Origin of the sequence: Bradyrhizobium sp. ORS 278, from assembly GCF_000026145.1 — a bacterium.
Classification (GTDB): domain Bacteria; phylum Pseudomonadota; class Alphaproteobacteria; order Rhizobiales; family Xanthobacteraceae; genus Bradyrhizobium.
Map to the genome: position 1 here is coordinate 2,079,100 of NC_009445.1, position 16,815 is coordinate 2,095,914.

Sequence of the window (16,815 nt, forward strand, 5' to 3'; positions counted from 1 at the left end):
ACGGGTTCATGAGTTCTCAACCGATGCGGATCGCCGTGCTGGTGCCCTGCTACAATGAGGAAGCGGCGGTCGCGACCGTGGTCCGCGACTTCAAGCAGGCGCTGCCGACGGCGACTGTCTACGTCTACGACAACAATTCGAGGGATCGCACGGTCGAGGTGGCGCGCGCGGCCGGCGCCGAGGTCCGGAGCGAGCGGCGGCAGGGCAAGGGCCACGTCGTGCGGCGCATGTTCGCCGACGTCGATGCCGACATCTACGTGCTGGTCGACGGCGATGCCACCTATGACGCGCCGAGCGCGCCCGGCATGATCGAGCGGCTCGTGAACGAGCGGCTCGACATGGTCGTGGGCCTGCGCGTCGACCAAGAGCAGGCCGCCTATCGCATGGGCCATCGCACCGGCAACTGGATGCTGACCAGCTTCTTGGCCGAGGTGTTCGGCCAGGCCTTCAAGGACATTCTGTCCGGCTACCGCGTGTTCTCGCGCCGCTTCGTCAAATCCTTTCCCGTGCTGTCCGACGGCTTCGAGATCGAGACCGAGCTCACCGTGCATGCGCTGGAGCTGGCGCTGCCGGTCGCGGAGATCGCAACGCCGTACTACGCCCGGCCCGAAGGCTCGGTCTCCAAGCTCAACACCTGGCGCGATGGCTTCCGTATCCTCAACACCATCCTGAAGCTGTACCGCTCGGAGAAGCCGCTGCGCTTTTTCACCGCGATCGGCATCTTCCTCGCGCTGGTCTCGATCGGCTTCGCTATTCCGATCTTCGTCACCTTCATCGAGACCGGGCTGGTGCCGCGGCTGCCGACCGCGGTGCTGTCGATGGGCCTGATGATCATGGCGCTGCTGTCGGCTTCGTCGGGCCTGGTGCTGGATACCGTGACGCGAGGGCGGCGGGAAATGAAGCTGCTGGCCTATCTGTCGCAATCACCGGTCGGAGGCTGACCTGCGGTTCGAGATGCAGCCATCGCCCGTTCAAAGCTTGTGTCCGCCGGTCGTTCCGGCCATGGTCCTGGCTCCCGCGTTGACCGAGAAGCCTTGAACGAGAAGCCGCCACCATGCCCATCCTGAACAGCATCGCCGCGCTCACCGACGACATGGCGGCCTGGCGCCACGATTTTCATGAACATCCGGAGCTGATGTACGAGGTGCACCGCACCGCCGGCATCGTCGCCGAGCGCCTGCGCGAATTTGGCTGCGACGAGGTCGTGACGGGGATCGGACGCACCGGCGTGGTCGGGGTCATCCGCGGCCGCAAAACAGATTCGGGCCGCACCATCGGCCTGCGCGCCGACATGGACGCGCTACCGATCGAGGAAGCCTCGGGCGTGCCCTATGCCTCGAAGACGCCCGGCCTGATGCATGCCTGCGGCCATGACGGCCACACCGCGATGCTGCTCGGTGCCGCCAAACATCTCGCCGACACCCGCAATTTCGACGGCACCGCGATCGTGATCTTCCAGCCGGCCGAGGAGGGCGGTGCGGGCGGCAAGGCGATGGTCGACGACGGCCTGATGACGCGCTGGGGCATCCAGGAGGTCTACGGCCTGCACAACGCGCCCGGCGTGCCCGAGGGCGTGTTCGCGCTGCGCCCGGGCCCGATGCTGGCCTCGTCGGATCAACTCGAGATCACCGTGCATGGCAAGGGCGGCCATGCCGGTGCCGGCGTGCACAAGGCGGTCGACAGCGTGCTGATCGCCGCGCACATCATCACTGCGCTGCAGTCGATCGTGTCGCGCAATGTCGATCCGATCAAATCCGCGGTCATTTCGATCTGCATGGTCGAGGCCGGCAAGGCAATGAACGTGATCCCCGAGACGGTCGAGCTGAAGGGCACCGTGCGCACGCTCGATCCCGAGGTGCAGGACCTGGTCGAGCGTCGCATCGCCGAGGTCGCCGACGGTATTGCGCGCACCTATGGCGGCACGGCGACGACGAAATACACGCGGCTCTATCCGATCACCATGAACCATGCGCGCGAAACCGGCGTGGCCGCCGATGTCGCCCGCGACGTGGTCGGCGCCGAGCGCGTCGTCGACAACGCCCCGCCGCTGATGGGCGCCGAGGATTTCGCCTTCATGCTGCAGGCCCGCCCGGGCGCCTTCGTCTTCCTCGGCATGGGCGACGGCAAGGACTGCCATCATCCGGCCTATCGCTTCAACGACAACATCCTTGGCCACGGCGCGTCGTACTGGGTGCGGCTGGTCGAGAAGACGATGCCGGCGGCGTGAGGCTCGGCCGGAACCCGGCGGCCGCCGGGTTTTGACGGAGGGAGGGAGTGATGGACCGCGCCGCCCGGGGATGCTATCCCGCCACCCCACATGAGTGACCTGTCCATTACGATCTCCGCCGAAAAGCTGGGCGATGCGCAAGCCATCGAGCGGCTGCATGAACGTACCTTCGGCCCCGGCCGCTTCGTGCTGAGCGCCTACCGCCTGCGCGAGCATGTCGACCACCTGCTCGAACTGTCGTTCACCGCTCATATCGGCACCTTGCTGGTCGGCTCGGTGCGCCAGCTGCCGATCTGCGTCGGCGATGCCAAGGCCTTGATGCTCGGGCCGCTGACCGTCGAGCCGCCGTTCCGCAAGCACGGCATCGGCCGCATGCTGATGGAGCGCTCGATCGCGGATGCGCGGACGCAGGGCCACCGCTTCATCCTGCTGGTCGGCGACGCCGCCTACTACACCCGCGTCGGCTTCAAGCCGGTACCGAAGGGCCGGGCGATCATGCCGGGCCCGGTCGACTACAACCGGCTGCTGGTGAACGAACTGGTCGAGGGCGCGTTCGACGGCGTCGAAGGCGCGATCCGGCCCGATTGGGATTATGCGCGCTGACATCCTGTAGCCCGGATGAGCGTAGCGATATCCGGGGTCTCACGCGGTGTCTCGTTGAACCCGGATGTCGCTGCGCTCATCCGGGCTACGCAGCCGTTCTCCCTCTCCTCGTTCTTCACGAGGAGAGGTGAGATCGTCGCTCAAAACTTCAGATTGGCAAAGATCCGCACGCCGATGCCGGGCAGCAGCACCTCATCCTTGGTGTAGGACACGGAGTTGCGGATCTTCTCGTTGAGCAGGTTGTTGCCGACCAGGCCGACCAGCATCTCGCGCGCGCCGAACATGTTCGGATCGAGCTTGGTGCGGTAGCTGACCTCGGCCTTGAGCAGGTTGTAGCCCGGCGTCGGCGTCTCCGCGATGGCAGCGACGTCGTTCTGCGCGAAGGCGTGCAGCAGGTTGATCCGCGTCAGCCAGTTGGCATCGCGCCAGAACAGGCCGCCGCCGACGCGCATCGGCGGGATCCGCGGCACATTGGTGCCGTCGGGGAAGGTGGCACGGACGACGTCGAACTGGTTTTCGATGCCCCAGATGCCGCCGCCGAGCTGCGCGACGTCGAACTGGCTCTGAAACTCGGCGCCACGGAACAGCGCGTTGCGCTGCGAGTAGACGGCCTGGTTCAGCGCAGTGCCGGTGGTGCCGCAGGAGGCGAAATCGTTGTCGCACATCACGCCGGTCAGCCGGCGATAGATGAAATTGCTGAACTGCGTGTAGTAGGCCGTCGCCTCGAAGCGGAACGGACCGGTTGCCTTGCGCAAGCCCGCCTCGATGGTCTTGGCAGTCTCTATTCCGAGGTTCGGATTGCCGATGTCGAACGTCGCCGTCGCATCGTGGCCGCCGCGGGAGAAAAGCTCGGCCGCCTTCGGCGCGCGCTCGACATATTGGGCGGTGATGCTGGCGACCAGGTCACCCGGCAGGTTCTGTAGCACGCCGACGCTCGCGCTCTTCGGCGTGTACGACGGGTTGCGGGCGATATTGGCCTGCGGCGTGCCGTCAGGCAGATAGTCGACCGGGAAGTTCGGCGTCGAACCGTTCAGCGACACATGCTCGATGCGGCCGGCGATCTGCGCCCTGGTCGAGGGCGTAAACGCGAGCTCGTTGAACACGTAGCCGGCGACGCGGTTGTTGGTGTTGGGACCAAACAGGCCGTTGAACACCGAGCCGGGATTGTCGGGGCTCGGGGCATTGAGCTCCTGGTGGCCGGCCTGCACGCCGTAGGCGGTCGTCAACGTCGCGAAGCGCAGATTGACGGGCATCATCTGCATCTCGACGCGGGCTTCCTGCTCGCGGTTGGTGAAGGTCTGACGCACGCCGTCGGTGGTCGGATCAGCGGGGTCGGCGAGGCCGATTTCATTGTGCCGATAGTCGGTCGCGCCGGCCCAGAAGCGGATGGCGTCGATCGCGGCCGAATCCGGCCGGTATTCGCCTTTAGCCGTGATCTTGGTCTGATGCGCATCGATGCGGGTCCGGCTGTCGGCGCCGTCGATTCCGGGGATGTGGTAGAGCGCGTCGGTCTGCTGGATCGCCGCGCCAATGAAGCCGCCGGTGAAGAAGTAGCTGCCGCCGATCGAGACGCCGTCATTCTGCACGGCCGAGTTCGGCTGCCGGCCGTTCACCGGACGAGTCTGATCGAACCGGTAGGGATAGCCGGGGATCGCATAGTCACCGGTCTTGCGGCCAAAGGCGTCGGCGTGAAGCGCAAAATTGCCACTGCCGGCATCGAGCAACACGCCGCCTTCGACGCCGCGATCTACCGAGCTGACCGAGGTGCGGGTCTCCGCAGTGACGCATGGCGCGCTACCCGCGACCGGCGCGCTCGCGGGCAGACCATAGGTCTGGAACGGCGCGGTCGAGCAGGTCGGCAGCGCGCTCGGAATGCGGTTGTTGGTGGCGCTGACGACGCCGCCGATCGAGGTCGAGCCGTAGCGCAGCGCGGCTGGGCCGCGGACCACCTCGATCTGGTCGCTGGTGAGCGGATCGATCGGCACGAAATGGTCCTCACCGAGATCCGACGCGCCGCCGCCGCCGATGCCGTTCTCGACAATGCCGACGCGGTTGACATCGAGGCCGCGGATGATCGGCCGGCTCGACGCGCCCGGCGCGAAGCTCGATCCGGTGATGCCGGGCTTGGAGTTCAGCAGATCGCCGAGCGTGGCGGCGCCCGAGCGGCGCAGCTCCTCGTTCGGCACCACGGTGACGGTAGCGAACTGGTCGGTGACAACAGGGGTCACGCCCTGTTGCGGCGGAGGCGGCGCGCTCTGCGCCGTTTGCGCGGGCGCCCGGGCGCGCGTGCCGCTCCGGGCCACGCGTGCTCCGGCATTGGGCCGCGGCACCACCGGCTTGCGCGCGCGGATCGGGCTCGGCGCCGTAACGTTGACCTCCGGCAGCTCGGTTGCCTGCTTCGGATCGTCGGCGCGTGCAGGCGCGCTCAAAATGCATAATATGGCTGCGGCGCTGCAGCCCGACATCAAGGCTCTCGGCAACATCTGTCTCATTCCTGATCTTGATCAGGCGGTCCCGCAATCGTCAGTGTTGTTGGGGATGCGCCTGCCGTCGGCTCGCGACGGACCCAAGAGTGCACGCGCCACCGGACGCATACGCGCACCGGTCGCGGCGATTCGAGCGGCTCAGATCAGACGAGAGGAGGGGCGCGCGCTTGGAACGCGGCGTCGATGAGGACGGCGGCGTCGGTCGCAGCGATCGCGTCCGGGAGTTGAAATGCGATCGCATCGGGAAGCGTGAGAACAGGTGTCGGCGACAGCAGGATCGAGTGCGCCATCGCCATGACGGCGCAGATCGCGCAGCCGTCGGAGGCCGGCTGCTGGTCGGGGTCTTGGTTCGAGGGAGGAGAACCAGTGGAGGCTTGCGCGGTCGTGACAAGACCGTTGCCCGCAGCCTGTCCGGCGAGCCAGTGAACATGGCCGAAGGCGAGCGCGAACTGCAGCAGCAGCGCGAACAGCGCCAGCCGCGACACATCCTTGATGTTCGCGCGAAACCAGCTCATGACCAGCGTTGGCTCATGTCACCCCGTTCAGCTGAGAGGCTCAGCAGCTGTTACAATATAACATCGCCTAGGGGACTGCCGGCGTCAATCCGAGTGTCATTTCGGCTGCGCGGAATCGCAGCCATTGTGCCCTTCGCGCCACGTTGCCTGTGCGATGCCGGAGGCGGAGGCGAGCAGAGCTTTGCGCTCAGCGCCCCTCGCGCACCCAGGTGGCGGCGAGCGCACCGAGCAGCAGCAGCAGGCCGATGACGCCGGCGAACATCGGCAGCACGCCGACGCCCTTGACCACGCTGGCATCGCGCATCCGTACGCCCATCCAGCCGTCGCCGCTGAACAGCGTCGACGAACGGACCGGGACGATGCGCGGCATGTCGATGCCGGAGCCGTCGCCGATGCGGCGGGCGTCGCCGCCGGTGGCCTGCGCCAATGGCTTCAAGGTCTCGCTGGTCGAGGTGACCTCGGAGAACTCCTTCGGATTGGTCGGGCCGACATTAATCAGTGCCTTCAACGTGCCGTCGGTGGCCTGCCACAGGCCGAGCTCACTGGCAGGCAAAGTCGCCCGCCATTCGCCCGGCTCGCCCTGTGTCAGCGTGAGCTCGCGCGTCTGGCCTGACGGTGACGTCACGGTCACAGGCGGGACGGTGTCCCCCATGGTCTGGCGGATGACCGCGAGATCCTTGCCCTGCACCTGAAGCCGCAGCGCTTCCTCATCCAGGTCAGGCTGCTGCATCAGCCAGTGCGACATCCGCCTGAGCAGATCGAGATGCGGACCGCCGCCTTCATAACCGCGCGCCCACAGCCAGATGTGGTCGGACAGCAGCAGCGCGACGCGGCCGGCGCCGAAGCGCGACAACAGCAGCAGCGGCTTGCCGTCGGCGCCGGTCATGACCGGCGGGCTGACCGCATTGCGCGTCTCCACCGTGCGGAAGAAGCGGCTCCAGTGCGGCGGCTCGGAGGCCGAACCTTCAAGGCCGCGCGTGACGGGATGGCGTTTGCCGGCATCCGACAGATGCGCATAGAACGGCTTCTCGGTGACGCCGACCGGTTCTGCGGGGAGCACGGAGTCGAGCGGCGTGCGCCAGATGCTGGTATTCGACGCATAGTCCGGCCCGGCCGAGACCAGCACCGCGCCACCGTTCCTGACATAGCGCGCGATGTTGTCGAAATAGGCGATCGGCAGTACGCCCTGGCGGGCGTAGCGGTCGAAGATGATCAGCTGGAATTCATTGATCTTCTGCTGGAACAGCTCGCGGGTCGGAAACGCGATCAGCGACAGCTCGTTGATCGGCGTGCCGTCCTGCTTCTCCGGCGGCCTCAAAATGGTGAAGTGGACGAGGTCGATGCTGGCGTCCGACTTCAACAGGTTGCGCCAGGTGCGCTCGCCGGAATGCGGCTCGCCCGACACCAGCAGCACACGCAGCTTGTCGCGCACGCCATCGATCGAGACGACGGCGCGGTTGTTGACCAGCGTCAACTCGTTGTCGAGCGGCGAGGCCTCGATCTCGACGATGTTCTGGCCCTCATGCTTGACATCGACGTCGACATTGGCGGCCTGGCCGCTGGTCATCGTGCGCTCGCTGATGACCTCGCCGTCGCGGCGGATCACGACCTTGGCGCTTGAGCCCGTGACCCCCTGATCGTCCAGCCGAAAGCTGATCGTCTGCGGCTGGCCGACGATGCCGAAGCGCGGCGCGGCGGTGATCGCCACGCGACGGTCGCGCTCCGCCTTCTGCCCGGTGATCAGCGCCTGCAGGGGCGCCTGGAAACCGAGCGCGGCGGCATTGCCGGGGATGTCGTGCACGCGCCCATCGGTGATCAGGAACGCGCCGGCGACACGGTCCACGGGCACGTCCGACAGCGCCGACGTCAATGCGCCGAACAGATGCGTGCCGTCGGTCTCGCCGTCAGCCTGGCCGGCCTCGACCACGCGCACCTCGAGCCCCTTGATCTTCTTCAGCCCGTCGACCAGCGCCTCCTGCGCCGCCAGCGTCTGCTTGGTGCGTTCGCCGAAATTCTGGCTCGGGCTCTTGTCGACGACCACGGCGGCGACCGAGCTCAGGGGCTCGCGGTCCTCGCGGGTGAACTGGGGATTGGCAAGCGCAAGCGCAATCAAGGCCAGCGCAGTGACGCGGATCCATGCCGAGCGTGAGCGGCCGATCAGGAGTAGCGCGGCGATGATGACGATCGCGCCGATCGCGAGCCACAGCACGATCGTCGGAACCAGAGGTGTGAACGCGATGCCGTAGTTCATGAGGCAAATCCTCGGATTTCGTCATGGCCGGGCTTGTCCCGGCCATCCACGTCGAGCCGCGTCAAAGGATGGACGTGGATGCCCGGGTCAAGCCCGGGCATGACGGCTGTGGTCTTGGCGCGGCCTGCGCGCACAGCTAATTTCACTGCCCGAGCCGTTCGATCAGCGCCGGCGCGTGCACCTGGTCGGCCTTGTAGTTGCCGGTGAGCGTGTACATCACGATGTTGACGCCGGCGCGGAAGGCGAACTCGCGTTGGCGCTGCTCGACGGGCAACATGTATTGGCTGTCGGCGCGGAGCGCCCAGGCGCCGGCGAGATCGTTCGAGGTGATGATAATGGGCGAGACGCCGTCGCCGCCGCGGGCCGGGCGCGAGGCACTATCCTCATCGTCGTCCTTCGGCAGGGTCTCGACCCAGGTCTGTCCCGAGGTGAAGCGGCCGGGAAAGTCGCGCAACAGATAGAAGGTCTTGGTCAGCACGTGCTCGCGCGGCACCGGCTCGAGCTCCGGCACGTCGAGAGAGGACAGGATATCGCGCAGCGACTGCATGCCCGGCGTCTGCTGGGCGCCGTTGGCGCCCGGCGGGGCCTCGATCGCGTCGCGGGTGTCGAACAGCACCGTGCCACCCTGCTTCATGTAGGCATCGATCTTGTTGAGCGCGTCCTGCGGCGGTCGCGGCGCGCCCGGCACGATCGGCCAGTAGATCAGCGGGAAGAAGGCTAGCTCGTCGCGCGCGGGATCTACGCCGACGGGATCACCGGCCTCCAGCGCGGTTCGCTGGGCCAGGAACAGAGTGAGTCCGGTCAGGCCCGCCTTGACGATGGAGTCGACGTCGGCATTGCCGGTCACGACATAAGCGAGCCGCGTCTGCGACACCGCGCGCATGGCGAATTCGTCACTGGCGGCATCGGCGCGCGCGGTGGCGGGGATGGCCACCGCGAGAAGGGCGCCGGTGACGAGAAGGACCATCGCGATGGCCGCCGGCGCCGCGCGCCGCCTTCGGATCAGCGAAGCGAGCACACCGCCGAGCAACGCCACGATGATCGCATCGATCAGGAACAGCAGCAGCGCTGTCGACAGCAGGATCCCACGAAGATCGCGCGGCTCCGCCGTGGTGTAGCTGGCGCGTTTGGCGCGCAGCGCGGAGGTGTCGAGCTGCAGAATGCGATCGGCAGGGCTGAGCGTGTTCACTGCGGTGGGTCCCTCGGCAGGGCCGTAGAAGCCGGGTGGATGATCCAGGGAAGCCCTGTCGTTGAAATCGGTGGGCAGCGGCTTGGCCGCGGACGATGGCGGACCGAAGGCGCCGAAGCCGTCGAGGATGTGCAGCGGCGCCAGCGTCACCTTGGCGGTCTCGCCCGCCGGTCCGGCGCCCGGCGTCGTCGTGTAGCCGGACATGTCGACGATGCGGCGGAGCATCTCGACCATCGCGCCGGACATCGGCAGGTCCGACCAGCGCGTGTCGGCGCTGACATGAAACAGCGCGAGGATGCCCTTGCCGCGATGCTCGCCGGTGACGAGCGGCGTGCCGTCCTCCAGCGAGGCCCAGCTCTTGGTCGCGAGCACGGCGTCGGGCTCGGCCAGCACCTGGCGGCTGACGGTGACGTCCTTCGGAACGGTGACCCCGGCGAACGGGCCGTCAGCGGAGAACGCCGCCAGTCGCTGCGGCTTCTCCCAGGTCAGGCTGCCGCCGAGCGTGCGGCCACCGCGGCGCAGCTTCACCGGCACGAGATCGTCGTCGCCTTGCGCCAGCCTGGGACCTGCGAAGCGCACCAGCACGCCGCCATTCTCGATCCAGCCGTTGAGGCGGTCGCGCAGCTCCGGCGACAGCGTGCCGACATCGGCCATGATGACCATCGGCACCTTCTGGTCGAGGAATTGCGTGATGATCTGCTGCGGCGCGCCGCGATCGCCGAGCCGGAGATCGGCGAACGGCGCCAGCGCGCGGGTCAGATAGAAGGTCGGCGCGAGCAGCGGCTGCGCGGTGTCGCTGGTGGCGCCGGAGACGATGCCGACGGCGCGGCGGCGCCAGCGCTTGTCGAGCAATTGCACGGCGCCGGCGGAGCGCTCGCCCGCAATCTCGAGCCGCGTGATGTCGTTGCGCAGCTCGACCGGAAGGTCGAAGCTGGCCTCGGTATCGTAGGCGCCAAGGCCGAAGCTGAATGGCGCCTCGCCGAGCGGCGAGCCCTTCGCATCGAGCGCGCGCACGGTGCCGCCAGGGACTGACAGATCGGCACGCAGCACCTTCACCGTCATCTTCGCCGCCGCGTTCTCCGCTCCCGCCAGGGCCAGCGGCGACGGCGTGCCGCCTTCGAACACGGTCAGGCTGCGGTCCCCGATCGTCTTGGCAAGGCCGGTGACGAACTCGCTGCCGCGACCGGGATCGACGCCGTCGGAGAACCACAGGATCTCGGCGTCGCCGGTCGCCTTCAGAAAGCGGTCGAGCTGCGGCAACGCATCGGCGCGCTCGGTGGTGTAGGGCTTCGGTGCGATCTGACGCAGCGCGACGCGCGCGGCGCCCGCAGGCATCAGCGTGATGTCGCGGGTGGACTCGGAGAGCGGCACGAGCGCGACGCCGCGGCGATCCGCATCGGCATTCGCGATCATCTCGTCGGCCGCCTTGATGCGCGTCTCCCAGCTCGCTGCCGCGCTCCAGCTATCGTCCAGCAGCAGCACCAGCGGCGCCTTGCTGCCGGCCGCTTCGGTGCGCGGATTCCAGATCGGGCCGGCGGCCGCGAAGATCACCAGCGCCGCGGCGACGAGGCGCAGCAGGGTCAGCCACCACGGCGAGCGCGACGGCGTCTCCTCCTTCGGCGTGATGTCGAACAGCAGGCGCGTCGGCGGGAATTCGATGCGCCGCGGACGCGGCGGCATCACCCTCAGCAGCCACCACAGCACGGGCAGGCTGATGAGGCCGGTCAGCAGCAGCGGTTCGGCGAACGATAGCGGCAGACCCATCATGCGCCGATCCCTCTGGGGCCAGCGCCCACCTTGACGTTGCCGCGTGCGCCGAGCTTGCCTGTTGTCATGCCGGCGTGCAGGAACAGCAGGAGCTCGGCCGCCGAGCGGCTGGTCGTATGCGTCGTGAACAGCCAGTCGAGCTTGCCGGTCTCGGCGCGGATCTGGTCGCGATGCAGCGCCACGCGCGCCACGTAATCCTGTGCCCAGCTCTCGGCGCGGCCAGCGGTGATGACCTCGCCGCCTTCCGGCTCGACGAATTCGACGCGGCCGGAATAGGGGAACGTCTCCTCGGCAGGATCGACGACCTGCACCATCGTGCCATGCGCCCCCGAGGCGGACAGACCCGCCAGCACGGTGCCGATCTCGGAGATCGGCGACCAGAAGTCCGACAGAACCACGATCTCGGCCAGCGCCGCCGGCACGAAGGACGGCGGCAGGCTCGGCCGAACGGTCTCATCGTGCAGCATCGCCTGGGCGATGCGATCGATGATGTTGCGGCTCGCGGTCGGATTGACGAGGCCGGGAATGCCGACTCGTTCGCCGCCGGCCACCAGCAGCTCGGCCAGTGCGAGGGTCACGATCAGCGCGCGTTCGAGCTTGCTGTCGCGTGCGCCCTTGGAGGCGAAGGCCATCGATGGCGAGCGGTCGGGCCAGATCCAGACTGTGTGCGCGGCTTCCCATTCCTGCTCGCGGACGTAGAGATGATCATCCCGCGCGGAGCGGCGCCAGTCGACGCGCTGCGAGGGCTCACCCGAGACGAAGCGGCGATATTGCCAGAAGCTCTCGCCGGAGCCGGCGCGCCGCCGTCCATGCAGGCCGTGGATGACGTTGGCCGCGATCTGGCGGGCTTCCAGCACGAGCCGCGGCAGCGAGGAGGCCAGCGTCCGGCTTTCGCCATCGGCACGCCGTATCGCGAGAATCTCCTTGCTGGCGTGCCCCGATGCTGTGGCCATCAACCAATCCGGCTCTTCAACTGCCGGATCACGTCCGGAATGGTGCGTCCCTCGGCGCGGGCCGGGAAGGTCAGCGCCATGCGGTGCTTCAGCACGGGTTCGGCGAGCTCGAGCACGTCGTCGATCGACGGCGCCAGACGGCCGTCCAGCAGCGCGCGGGCGCGCACCGCCAGCATCAGCGACTGGCTGGCGCGCGGACCCGGGCCCCAGGCGATGAGCTTGCCGGCGTCACCGGCCTCGGGGCCGGGACGCGCGGAGCGCACCAGCGACAGGATCGCCTCGACGACCGAATCGCCGACCGGGAGCCGTCGGACCAGGCGTTGCGCCGCGATCAGCGCATCGGCGGTCATGGCGCCGCGCGCGGCGCTCTCTTCGGCGCCAGTTGTTTCGAACAGGATGCGGCGCTCGGCCTCGCGGTCGGGATAGTCGACGTCGATCTCCATCAGGAAGCGGTCGAGCTGCGCCTCGGGCAGGGGATAGGTTCCCTCCTGCTCCAGCGGATTCTGGGTCGCGAGCACATGGAACGGCTTGGGCAGATCGTGCCGCGCGCCGGCCACGGTGATGTGCTGCTCCTGCATGGCTTGCAGCAGCGCGGATTGGGTGCGGGGGCTGGCGCGGTTGATCTCGTCCGCCATCAGGAGCTGCGCGAACACAGGGCCGGCGATGAAGCGGAACGAACGCTTGCCGACGGTGCTCTCGTCGAGCACCTCGGCGCCGAGAATGTCCGAGGGCATCAGGTCGGGCGTGAATTGGACGCGCTTGGCGTCGAGACCGAGCGTGACGCCCAGGGTTTCGACCAGCTTGGTCTTGGCAAGGCCCGGCACGCCGATGAGCAGCGCGTGACCGCCGGACAGGATCGTCACCAGGGTGTTTTCCACCACCTTGTCCTGGCCGAAGATAACGCCGGAGATCGCCTCCTTCGCGGCGCGGATCTCGCCCGACACCTGTTCGGCAGATCGGACGATCGCATCCTCGAGCTTCTCGGCATTCTCAGCCATTCCTGCGCTCCTTCTCGCCCGCATCTTCAACCTGCCGATGGCCGTTCCGCTCCAGTTTGTCAGGATACGGCTGCCAATCCATGCGAACGCGCTGTATTCGTTGAGTTAAACTATCCCCATATTATCGGCATTCCGGGGTATTGACGGCATCACGTTATGGCGACCTTACCTCAGCTGCACCGGCGCCAGGAACTTTTGCACAGACGATCGCGATGAAATCCTGCACCAATCATGCCAAGGCACAAGCAAACTCGGGACAAACCATGGCGAACCAAGGGCAGAGCACCGACCAGGGACTCGAGCGGCTGACATCGGCCGCAACACAGGCCGGCAACGCAGGCCGCGGCTTGCCGCCGGTGCATCTGTGGAATCCGCCATTCTGCGGCGATCTAGACATGCGAATCGCCGGTGATGGTAGCTGGTACTACTTGGGCACGCCAATCGGCCGGCCGGCGCTGGTGCGCCTGTTCTCCACCATTCTCAAGCGCGAGGGTGACCGCTATTTCCTCGTCACGCCCGTGGAGAAGGTCGGCATCCGCGTCGACGATGCGCCCTTCATGGCCGTAGAATTGCGGAAGGAGACCGATGCGCACGGCGTGAGGCTGCAGTTTCGCACCAATGTCGACGATTGGGTCGCCTGCGATGCCGAGCACCGGCTGCGCTTCGAACGCAGCGAGAGCGGTGGCCTCACGCCCTATCTTCATGTCCGGGCCGATCTCTGGGCCAAGGTGACCCGGGCGCTCTACTATGAGCTTGTTGACATGGGCGAGGAGCGGATGATCGATGGCGAGGTCATGTTCGGGGTGGAGTCGTCAGGCGCGTTCTTCCCCATGGCCAATGCAGACGAGGTGAGGGCGGCGCTTTGAACGAGCCCATGGTGGCGAGGAGTGCGACGGACCGGGTGAGTTCGGCCGAATTCTTCGCGCGTGGCCGGGAGCGGCTGCGCTTCGACGTGCCGCCCGCGCTGCTCGATCCAGAGGTCATTCCGACCAGCGGCGATTCTGGCACCGATCGCATGCTGGAGATCATCGCCCGCGAGCAGCCGATCCGGCCGGCTGCCGTGCTCATTCCCGTGGTCGATCATCCCGAGCCGACGGTGCTCCTGACCCAGCGCTCGCCGAACTTGTCCAGCCATGCCGGGCAGATCGCGTTTCCCGGCGGCAAGATCGACGTCACCGATGCCACCCCCCTCGACGCCGCCCTGCGCGAGGCGGAAGAGGAGGTCGGCCTCGACCGCAGCTTCGTCGACCCGATCGGCTATCTCGATGTCTACGGCACCGCCTTCGGCTTCCGCATCCTGCCGACGGTCGCCCGCGTAAGGCCTGGATTTTCGCTCAAGATCAACAAAGGCGAGGTCGACGACGCCTTCGAGGTGCCGCTCGCCTTCCTGATGGACCCGGCCAATCACCAGCTGCATTCCAAGGAATTTCGCGGCATGGAGCGATCCTATTACGCGATGCCGTTCGCCGAGCGCTACATCTGGGGCGCGACCGCAGGCATCCTTCGGGTGTTGTACGAGCGGATCTATCTGTCATGATCCGACCCGTGTTGACGGAAATCGGAATCTTCCTCATTCCTTTTGCGGTTTATGTGCTGTTCTTGGTCGCGACCCGGGAGGGGTTGCTGGTGCCGGCCAACTGGCCTCTGCATCGGGTCGCAAAATTGACGGTGGCGGCGCTGGTGTTGGTGATTGCAAGTCTGGTCATGGTCGCCGAATTGTCCGGCGCTCCGCCGCATTCGACCTATGTGCCCGCTCACATCGAGAACGGCCGGCTCGTTCCGGGAGCCGAGAAATGACCGGCGCGCGGGTGCTGAGCGCGCCCTGGCTCTCGTCCGGCCCGGCGGCGCGGGTGCTCGCCTTGCTGAATTGCGATGGCGAGGAGGCACGCGTGGTCGGCGGTGCCGTGCGCAACGCGCTGCTCGGCGTTGCGATTGGCGATATCGACATCGCCACCACGGCGCTGCCTCCCGAGGTGATCCGCCGCGCCAAGGCCGCCTCGATCAAGAGCGTGCCGACCGGCATCGACCACGGCACCATCACGCTGGTGCTCGACGGTCATCCGTTCGAGGTCACCACCTTGCGCGAGGACACCGAGACATTTGGCCGCAAGGCGAAGGTCGCCTTCGGCCGCGACTGGGTCGGCGACGCGCACCGCCGCGACTTCACCATCAATGCGCTGTCGGTGGGGGCCGACGGCGTCGTGCACGATCATGTCGGCGGGCTCGCAGATATCGAGGCCCGGCGGGTGCGCTTCATCGGCGATCCCTCCCAGCGCATCGCTGAGGATTACTTGCGCATCCTGCGCTTCTTCCGCATTCACTCGGCGTTCGGTCATGGCGAGCCCGATCGCGAGGGCTATCTCGCCTGCATCGCCGGACGTGGCGGGCTCGCGACGCTATCGGCCGAGCGGGTGCGCATGGAGATGCTCAAGCTGCTCGTGACCGAGGGCGCAGTCGGCGCGGTCACCGCCATGGCCGATGGCGGCCTGCTGACGTCGATCCTCGGCGGCGTCGCCTATGTCGGCCCCTTTGCGGCAATGATCGACATCGAGCGCGAGCTTTCGCTGCCGCCGAGCCCCGTGCGCCGCCTCGCGGCGCTCGCGGTCGCCGTCACGGAGGATGCGCGCCGTCTCGGGGCGCGGCTGAAGCTGTCCAATGCCGAGACCAAGGCGCTCGACGGCATGGGCCACCGCTGGTGGCGCTTCGCGTCCGCCGACGAGGCGCGGGGGCGGCGGCTGCTGTATCGCCTCGGCGAGACGGTCTATCGCGATCGCCTGATGCTCGGTTGGGCGCGCAGCGGCTGTCGTCGCGACGCGCAGCATTGGCGCGAACTGGCGCTGTTGCCGCAGCGCTTCACCCCGCCGAAATTGCCGCTGAAAGCGGCCGATTTCATCGCGCGCGGGGTTGCGGAGGGGCCGCTGCTCGGTCATGTGCTGACTCTCGCAGAGGATGCCTGGCTGGCTGCGGACTTTCCGCTCGACGAGGCATCGCTGACCGCGATCGCCGATCAGGCGGCGGCGCGCGTCAACCGCGACGGACGTTCATGACTTTTCTGGCCGGCTTTGCCGACATCTCTCTTCTGCAGCTCCTGCTCGTCGCGTCCGTCGCCTTATTTGCTTCCATCATCGGTGGTCTCGCCGGCTACGGCACCGGCGCGCTGATGCCGCTCGTGCTGGTGCCGATGGTCGGCGCCGAGCCGGTGGTGCCGATCATCGCGATCTCCGCGATCCTCACCAATCTCAGCCGCGTCGCGGCTTACATTCAGCATGCCGACCGCACCCGCGCCTGCATCGTGATCGGCGCCGCCGCGGTCACCACCGCGCTGGGTGCCTACGGCTACACCCGGCTGACAAACGCCGGCGCGGCCTTCGTCATCGGCACCATGCTGATCATGAGCGTTCCGCTGCGGCGGATCCTGCGCAACCGCGACGTCAGAATCGGCCATGGCGGGCTCGCCGCCGGCGCGGTCGGCTATGGCGTGCTGGTCGGCGGCACCTCGGGCTCCGGCGTGATCCTGCTGTCGCTGTTGATGGCGGCGGGGCTCGAAGGTGCTGCGGTCATCGCCACCGATGCGATGATCTCGGTCGTGACGGGCGTGATCAAGATCTCGGTGTTCGGCCTCGCCGGCGTGGTCACCGCGCAGGTGCTGGCCTTCGCGCTTCTGATCGGCGCCATTGCCGTGCCCGGCGCGTTTCTCGCCAAGGCCTTCGTCGCGCGCATGCCGGTGCACATCCACGCCGCGATCCTCGACGCCGCCGTGATCACCGGCGGCGGCGTGATGATCGCCTCGGCGCTGCGGCATCTTCTGCCGGCCGTATGATCCGAT

General features: G+C 67.4%; 14 protein-coding genes. 8 read left to right on the forward strand and 6 right to left on the reverse strand.

The window, feature by feature from the left end:
• The first annotated feature begins 8 nt into the window (after positions 1-8).
• From BRADO_RS09190 to BRADO_RS09200, 3 genes are all read left to right on the forward strand, one after another.
• Positions 9-941: a glycosyltransferase family 2 protein gene (locus BRADO_RS09190; protein WP_173363496.1), complete on the forward strand. Its 933-nt coding sequence runs from the start codon at positions 9-11 to the stop codon at positions 939-941.
• Positions 942-1,054: 113 nt separating this feature from the next.
• A complete protein-coding gene (locus tag BRADO_RS09195; RefSeq protein WP_011925043.1) occupies positions 1,055-2,227 on the forward strand; it encodes a M20 aminoacylase family protein in 1,173 nt (390 codons plus the stop codon).
• Between the two features lie 90 nt (positions 2,228-2,317).
• Positions 2,318-2,830, forward strand: a complete 513-nt coding sequence (locus BRADO_RS09200; RefSeq protein WP_011925044.1) for a GNAT family N-acetyltransferase — start codon at positions 2,318-2,320, stop codon at positions 2,828-2,830.
• A 140-nt stretch (positions 2,831-2,970) separates the two neighbouring features.
• Here BRADO_RS09200 and BRADO_RS09205 read toward each other — a convergent pair whose 3' ends face one another.
• From BRADO_RS09205 to BRADO_RS09230, 6 genes are all read right to left on the reverse strand, one after another.
• Positions 2,971-5,295 (reverse strand): TonB-dependent receptor domain-containing protein, encoded by a 2,325-nt coding sequence (locus BRADO_RS09205; protein ID WP_041756277.1) that lies wholly within the window; start codon positions 5,293-5,295, stop codon positions 2,971-2,973.
• 164 nt (positions 5,296-5,459) lie between these two features.
• Positions 5,460-5,831: a DUF2946 family protein gene (locus tag BRADO_RS09210; protein WP_011925046.1), complete on the reverse strand. Its 372-nt coding sequence runs from the start codon at positions 5,829-5,831 to the stop codon at positions 5,460-5,462.
• Between the two features lie 187 nt (positions 5,832-6,018).
• The gene (locus tag BRADO_RS09215; RefSeq protein WP_011925047.1) at positions 6,019-8,082 is read right to left on the reverse strand and encodes a membrane protein; all 2,064 of its coding nucleotides are present in this window, start codon (positions 8,080-8,082) and stop codon (positions 6,019-6,021) included.
• A 142-nt stretch (positions 8,083-8,224) separates the two neighbouring features.
• On the reverse strand, positions 8,225-11,038 hold the full coding sequence (locus BRADO_RS09220) for a DUF4159 domain-containing protein (protein WP_011925048.1): 2,814 nt from the start codon (positions 11,036-11,038) through the stop codon (positions 8,225-8,227).
• Positions 11,035-11,991, reverse strand: a complete 957-nt coding sequence (locus tag BRADO_RS09225; RefSeq protein WP_041756278.1) for a DUF58 domain-containing protein — start codon at positions 11,989-11,991, stop codon at positions 11,035-11,037. The genes BRADO_RS09220 and BRADO_RS09225 overlap by 4 nt, the downstream gene beginning before the upstream one ends.
• Complete coding sequence (locus BRADO_RS09230; RefSeq protein WP_011925050.1) at positions 11,991-12,989, reverse strand: MoxR family ATPase; 999 nt, start codon at positions 12,987-12,989, stop codon at positions 11,991-11,993. Before BRADO_RS09230 ends, BRADO_RS09225 begins: the two co-directional genes overlap by 1 nt.
• 263 nt (positions 12,990-13,252) lie before the next feature.
• Between BRADO_RS09230 and BRADO_RS09235 the strand changes: the two genes are divergently transcribed.
• From BRADO_RS09235 to BRADO_RS09255, 5 genes are read left to right on the forward strand one after another with little or no spacing between them, the layout of a single operon-like run.
• On the forward strand, positions 13,253-13,855 hold the full coding sequence (locus BRADO_RS09235; RefSeq protein ID WP_041757392.1) for a DUF1285 domain-containing protein: 603 nt from the start codon (positions 13,253-13,255) through the stop codon (positions 13,853-13,855).
• A gap of 8 nt (positions 13,856-13,863) precedes the next feature.
• Entirely contained in the window at positions 13,864-14,526 is a 663-nt protein-coding gene (locus BRADO_RS09240) for a CoA pyrophosphatase (protein ID WP_371259352.1), read from the forward strand.
• Complete coding sequence (locus BRADO_RS09245) at positions 14,523-14,786, forward strand: DUF6111 family protein (RefSeq protein WP_011925053.1); 264 nt, start codon at positions 14,523-14,525, stop codon at positions 14,784-14,786. Before BRADO_RS09240 ends, BRADO_RS09245 begins: the two co-directional genes overlap by 4 nt.
• On the forward strand, positions 14,783-16,036 hold the full coding sequence (locus tag BRADO_RS09250) for a CCA tRNA nucleotidyltransferase (protein ID WP_011925054.1): 1,254 nt from the start codon (positions 14,783-14,785) through the stop codon (positions 16,034-16,036). Before BRADO_RS09245 ends, BRADO_RS09250 begins: the two co-directional genes overlap by 4 nt.
• On the forward strand, positions 16,033-16,809 hold the full coding sequence (locus BRADO_RS09255) for a TSUP family transporter (RefSeq protein ID WP_011925055.1): 777 nt from the start codon (positions 16,033-16,035) through the stop codon (positions 16,807-16,809). Before BRADO_RS09250 ends, BRADO_RS09255 begins: the two co-directional genes overlap by 4 nt.
• Positions 16,810-16,815: the final 6 nt, after the last annotated feature.

What these genes read in the sequence shown, in the direction of transcription:
- BRADO_RS09205 (WP_041756277.1), bottom strand. Translation starts at nt 5,295, where the DNA reads ATGTCGGGCTGCAGCGCCGCAGCCATATTATGCATTTTGAGCGCGCCT.
- BRADO_RS09220 (WP_011925048.1), bottom strand. Translation starts at nt 11,038, where the DNA reads ATGATGGGTCTGCCGCTATCGTTCGCCGAACCGCTGCTGCTGACCGGC.
- BRADO_RS09230 (WP_011925050.1), bottom strand. Translation starts at nt 12,989, where the DNA reads ATGGCTGAGAATGCCGAGAAGCTCGAGGATGCGATCGTCCGATCTGCC.
- BRADO_RS09200 (WP_011925044.1), top strand. Translation starts at nt 2,318, where the DNA reads ATGAGTGACCTGTCCATTACGATCTCCGCCGAAAAGCTGGGCGATGCG.
- BRADO_RS09195 (WP_011925043.1), top strand. Translation starts at nt 1,055, where the DNA reads ATGCCCATCCTGAACAGCATCGCCGCGCTCACCGACGACATGGCGGCC.
- BRADO_RS09215 (WP_011925047.1), bottom strand. Translation starts at nt 8,082, where the DNA reads ATGAACTACGGCATCGCGTTCACACCTCTGGTTCCGACGATCGTGCTG.
- BRADO_RS09240 (WP_371259352.1), top strand. Translation starts at nt 13,864, where the DNA reads ATGGTGGCGAGGAGTGCGACGGACCGGGTGAGTTCGGCCGAATTCTTC.
- BRADO_RS09235 (WP_041757392.1), top strand. Translation starts at nt 13,253, where the DNA reads ATGGCGAACCAAGGGCAGAGCACCGACCAGGGACTCGAGCGGCTGACA.
- BRADO_RS09225 (WP_041756278.1), bottom strand. Translation starts at nt 11,991, where the DNA reads ATGGCCACAGCATCGGGGCACGCCAGCAAGGAGATTCTCGCGATACGG.
- BRADO_RS09255 (WP_011925055.1), top strand. Translation starts at nt 16,033, where the DNA reads ATGACTTTTCTGGCCGGCTTTGCCGACATCTCTCTTCTGCAGCTCCTG.
- BRADO_RS09210 (WP_011925046.1), bottom strand. Translation starts at nt 5,831, where the DNA reads ATGAGCTGGTTTCGCGCGAACATCAAGGATGTGTCGCGGCTGGCGCTG.
- BRADO_RS09250 (WP_011925054.1), top strand. Translation starts at nt 14,783, where the DNA reads ATGACCGGCGCGCGGGTGCTGAGCGCGCCCTGGCTCTCGTCCGGCCCG.
- BRADO_RS09190 (WP_173363496.1), top strand. Translation starts at nt 9, where the DNA reads ATGAGTTCTCAACCGATGCGGATCGCCGTGCTGGTGCCCTGCTACAAT.
- BRADO_RS09245 (WP_011925053.1), top strand. Translation starts at nt 14,523, where the DNA reads ATGATCCGACCCGTGTTGACGGAAATCGGAATCTTCCTCATTCCTTTT.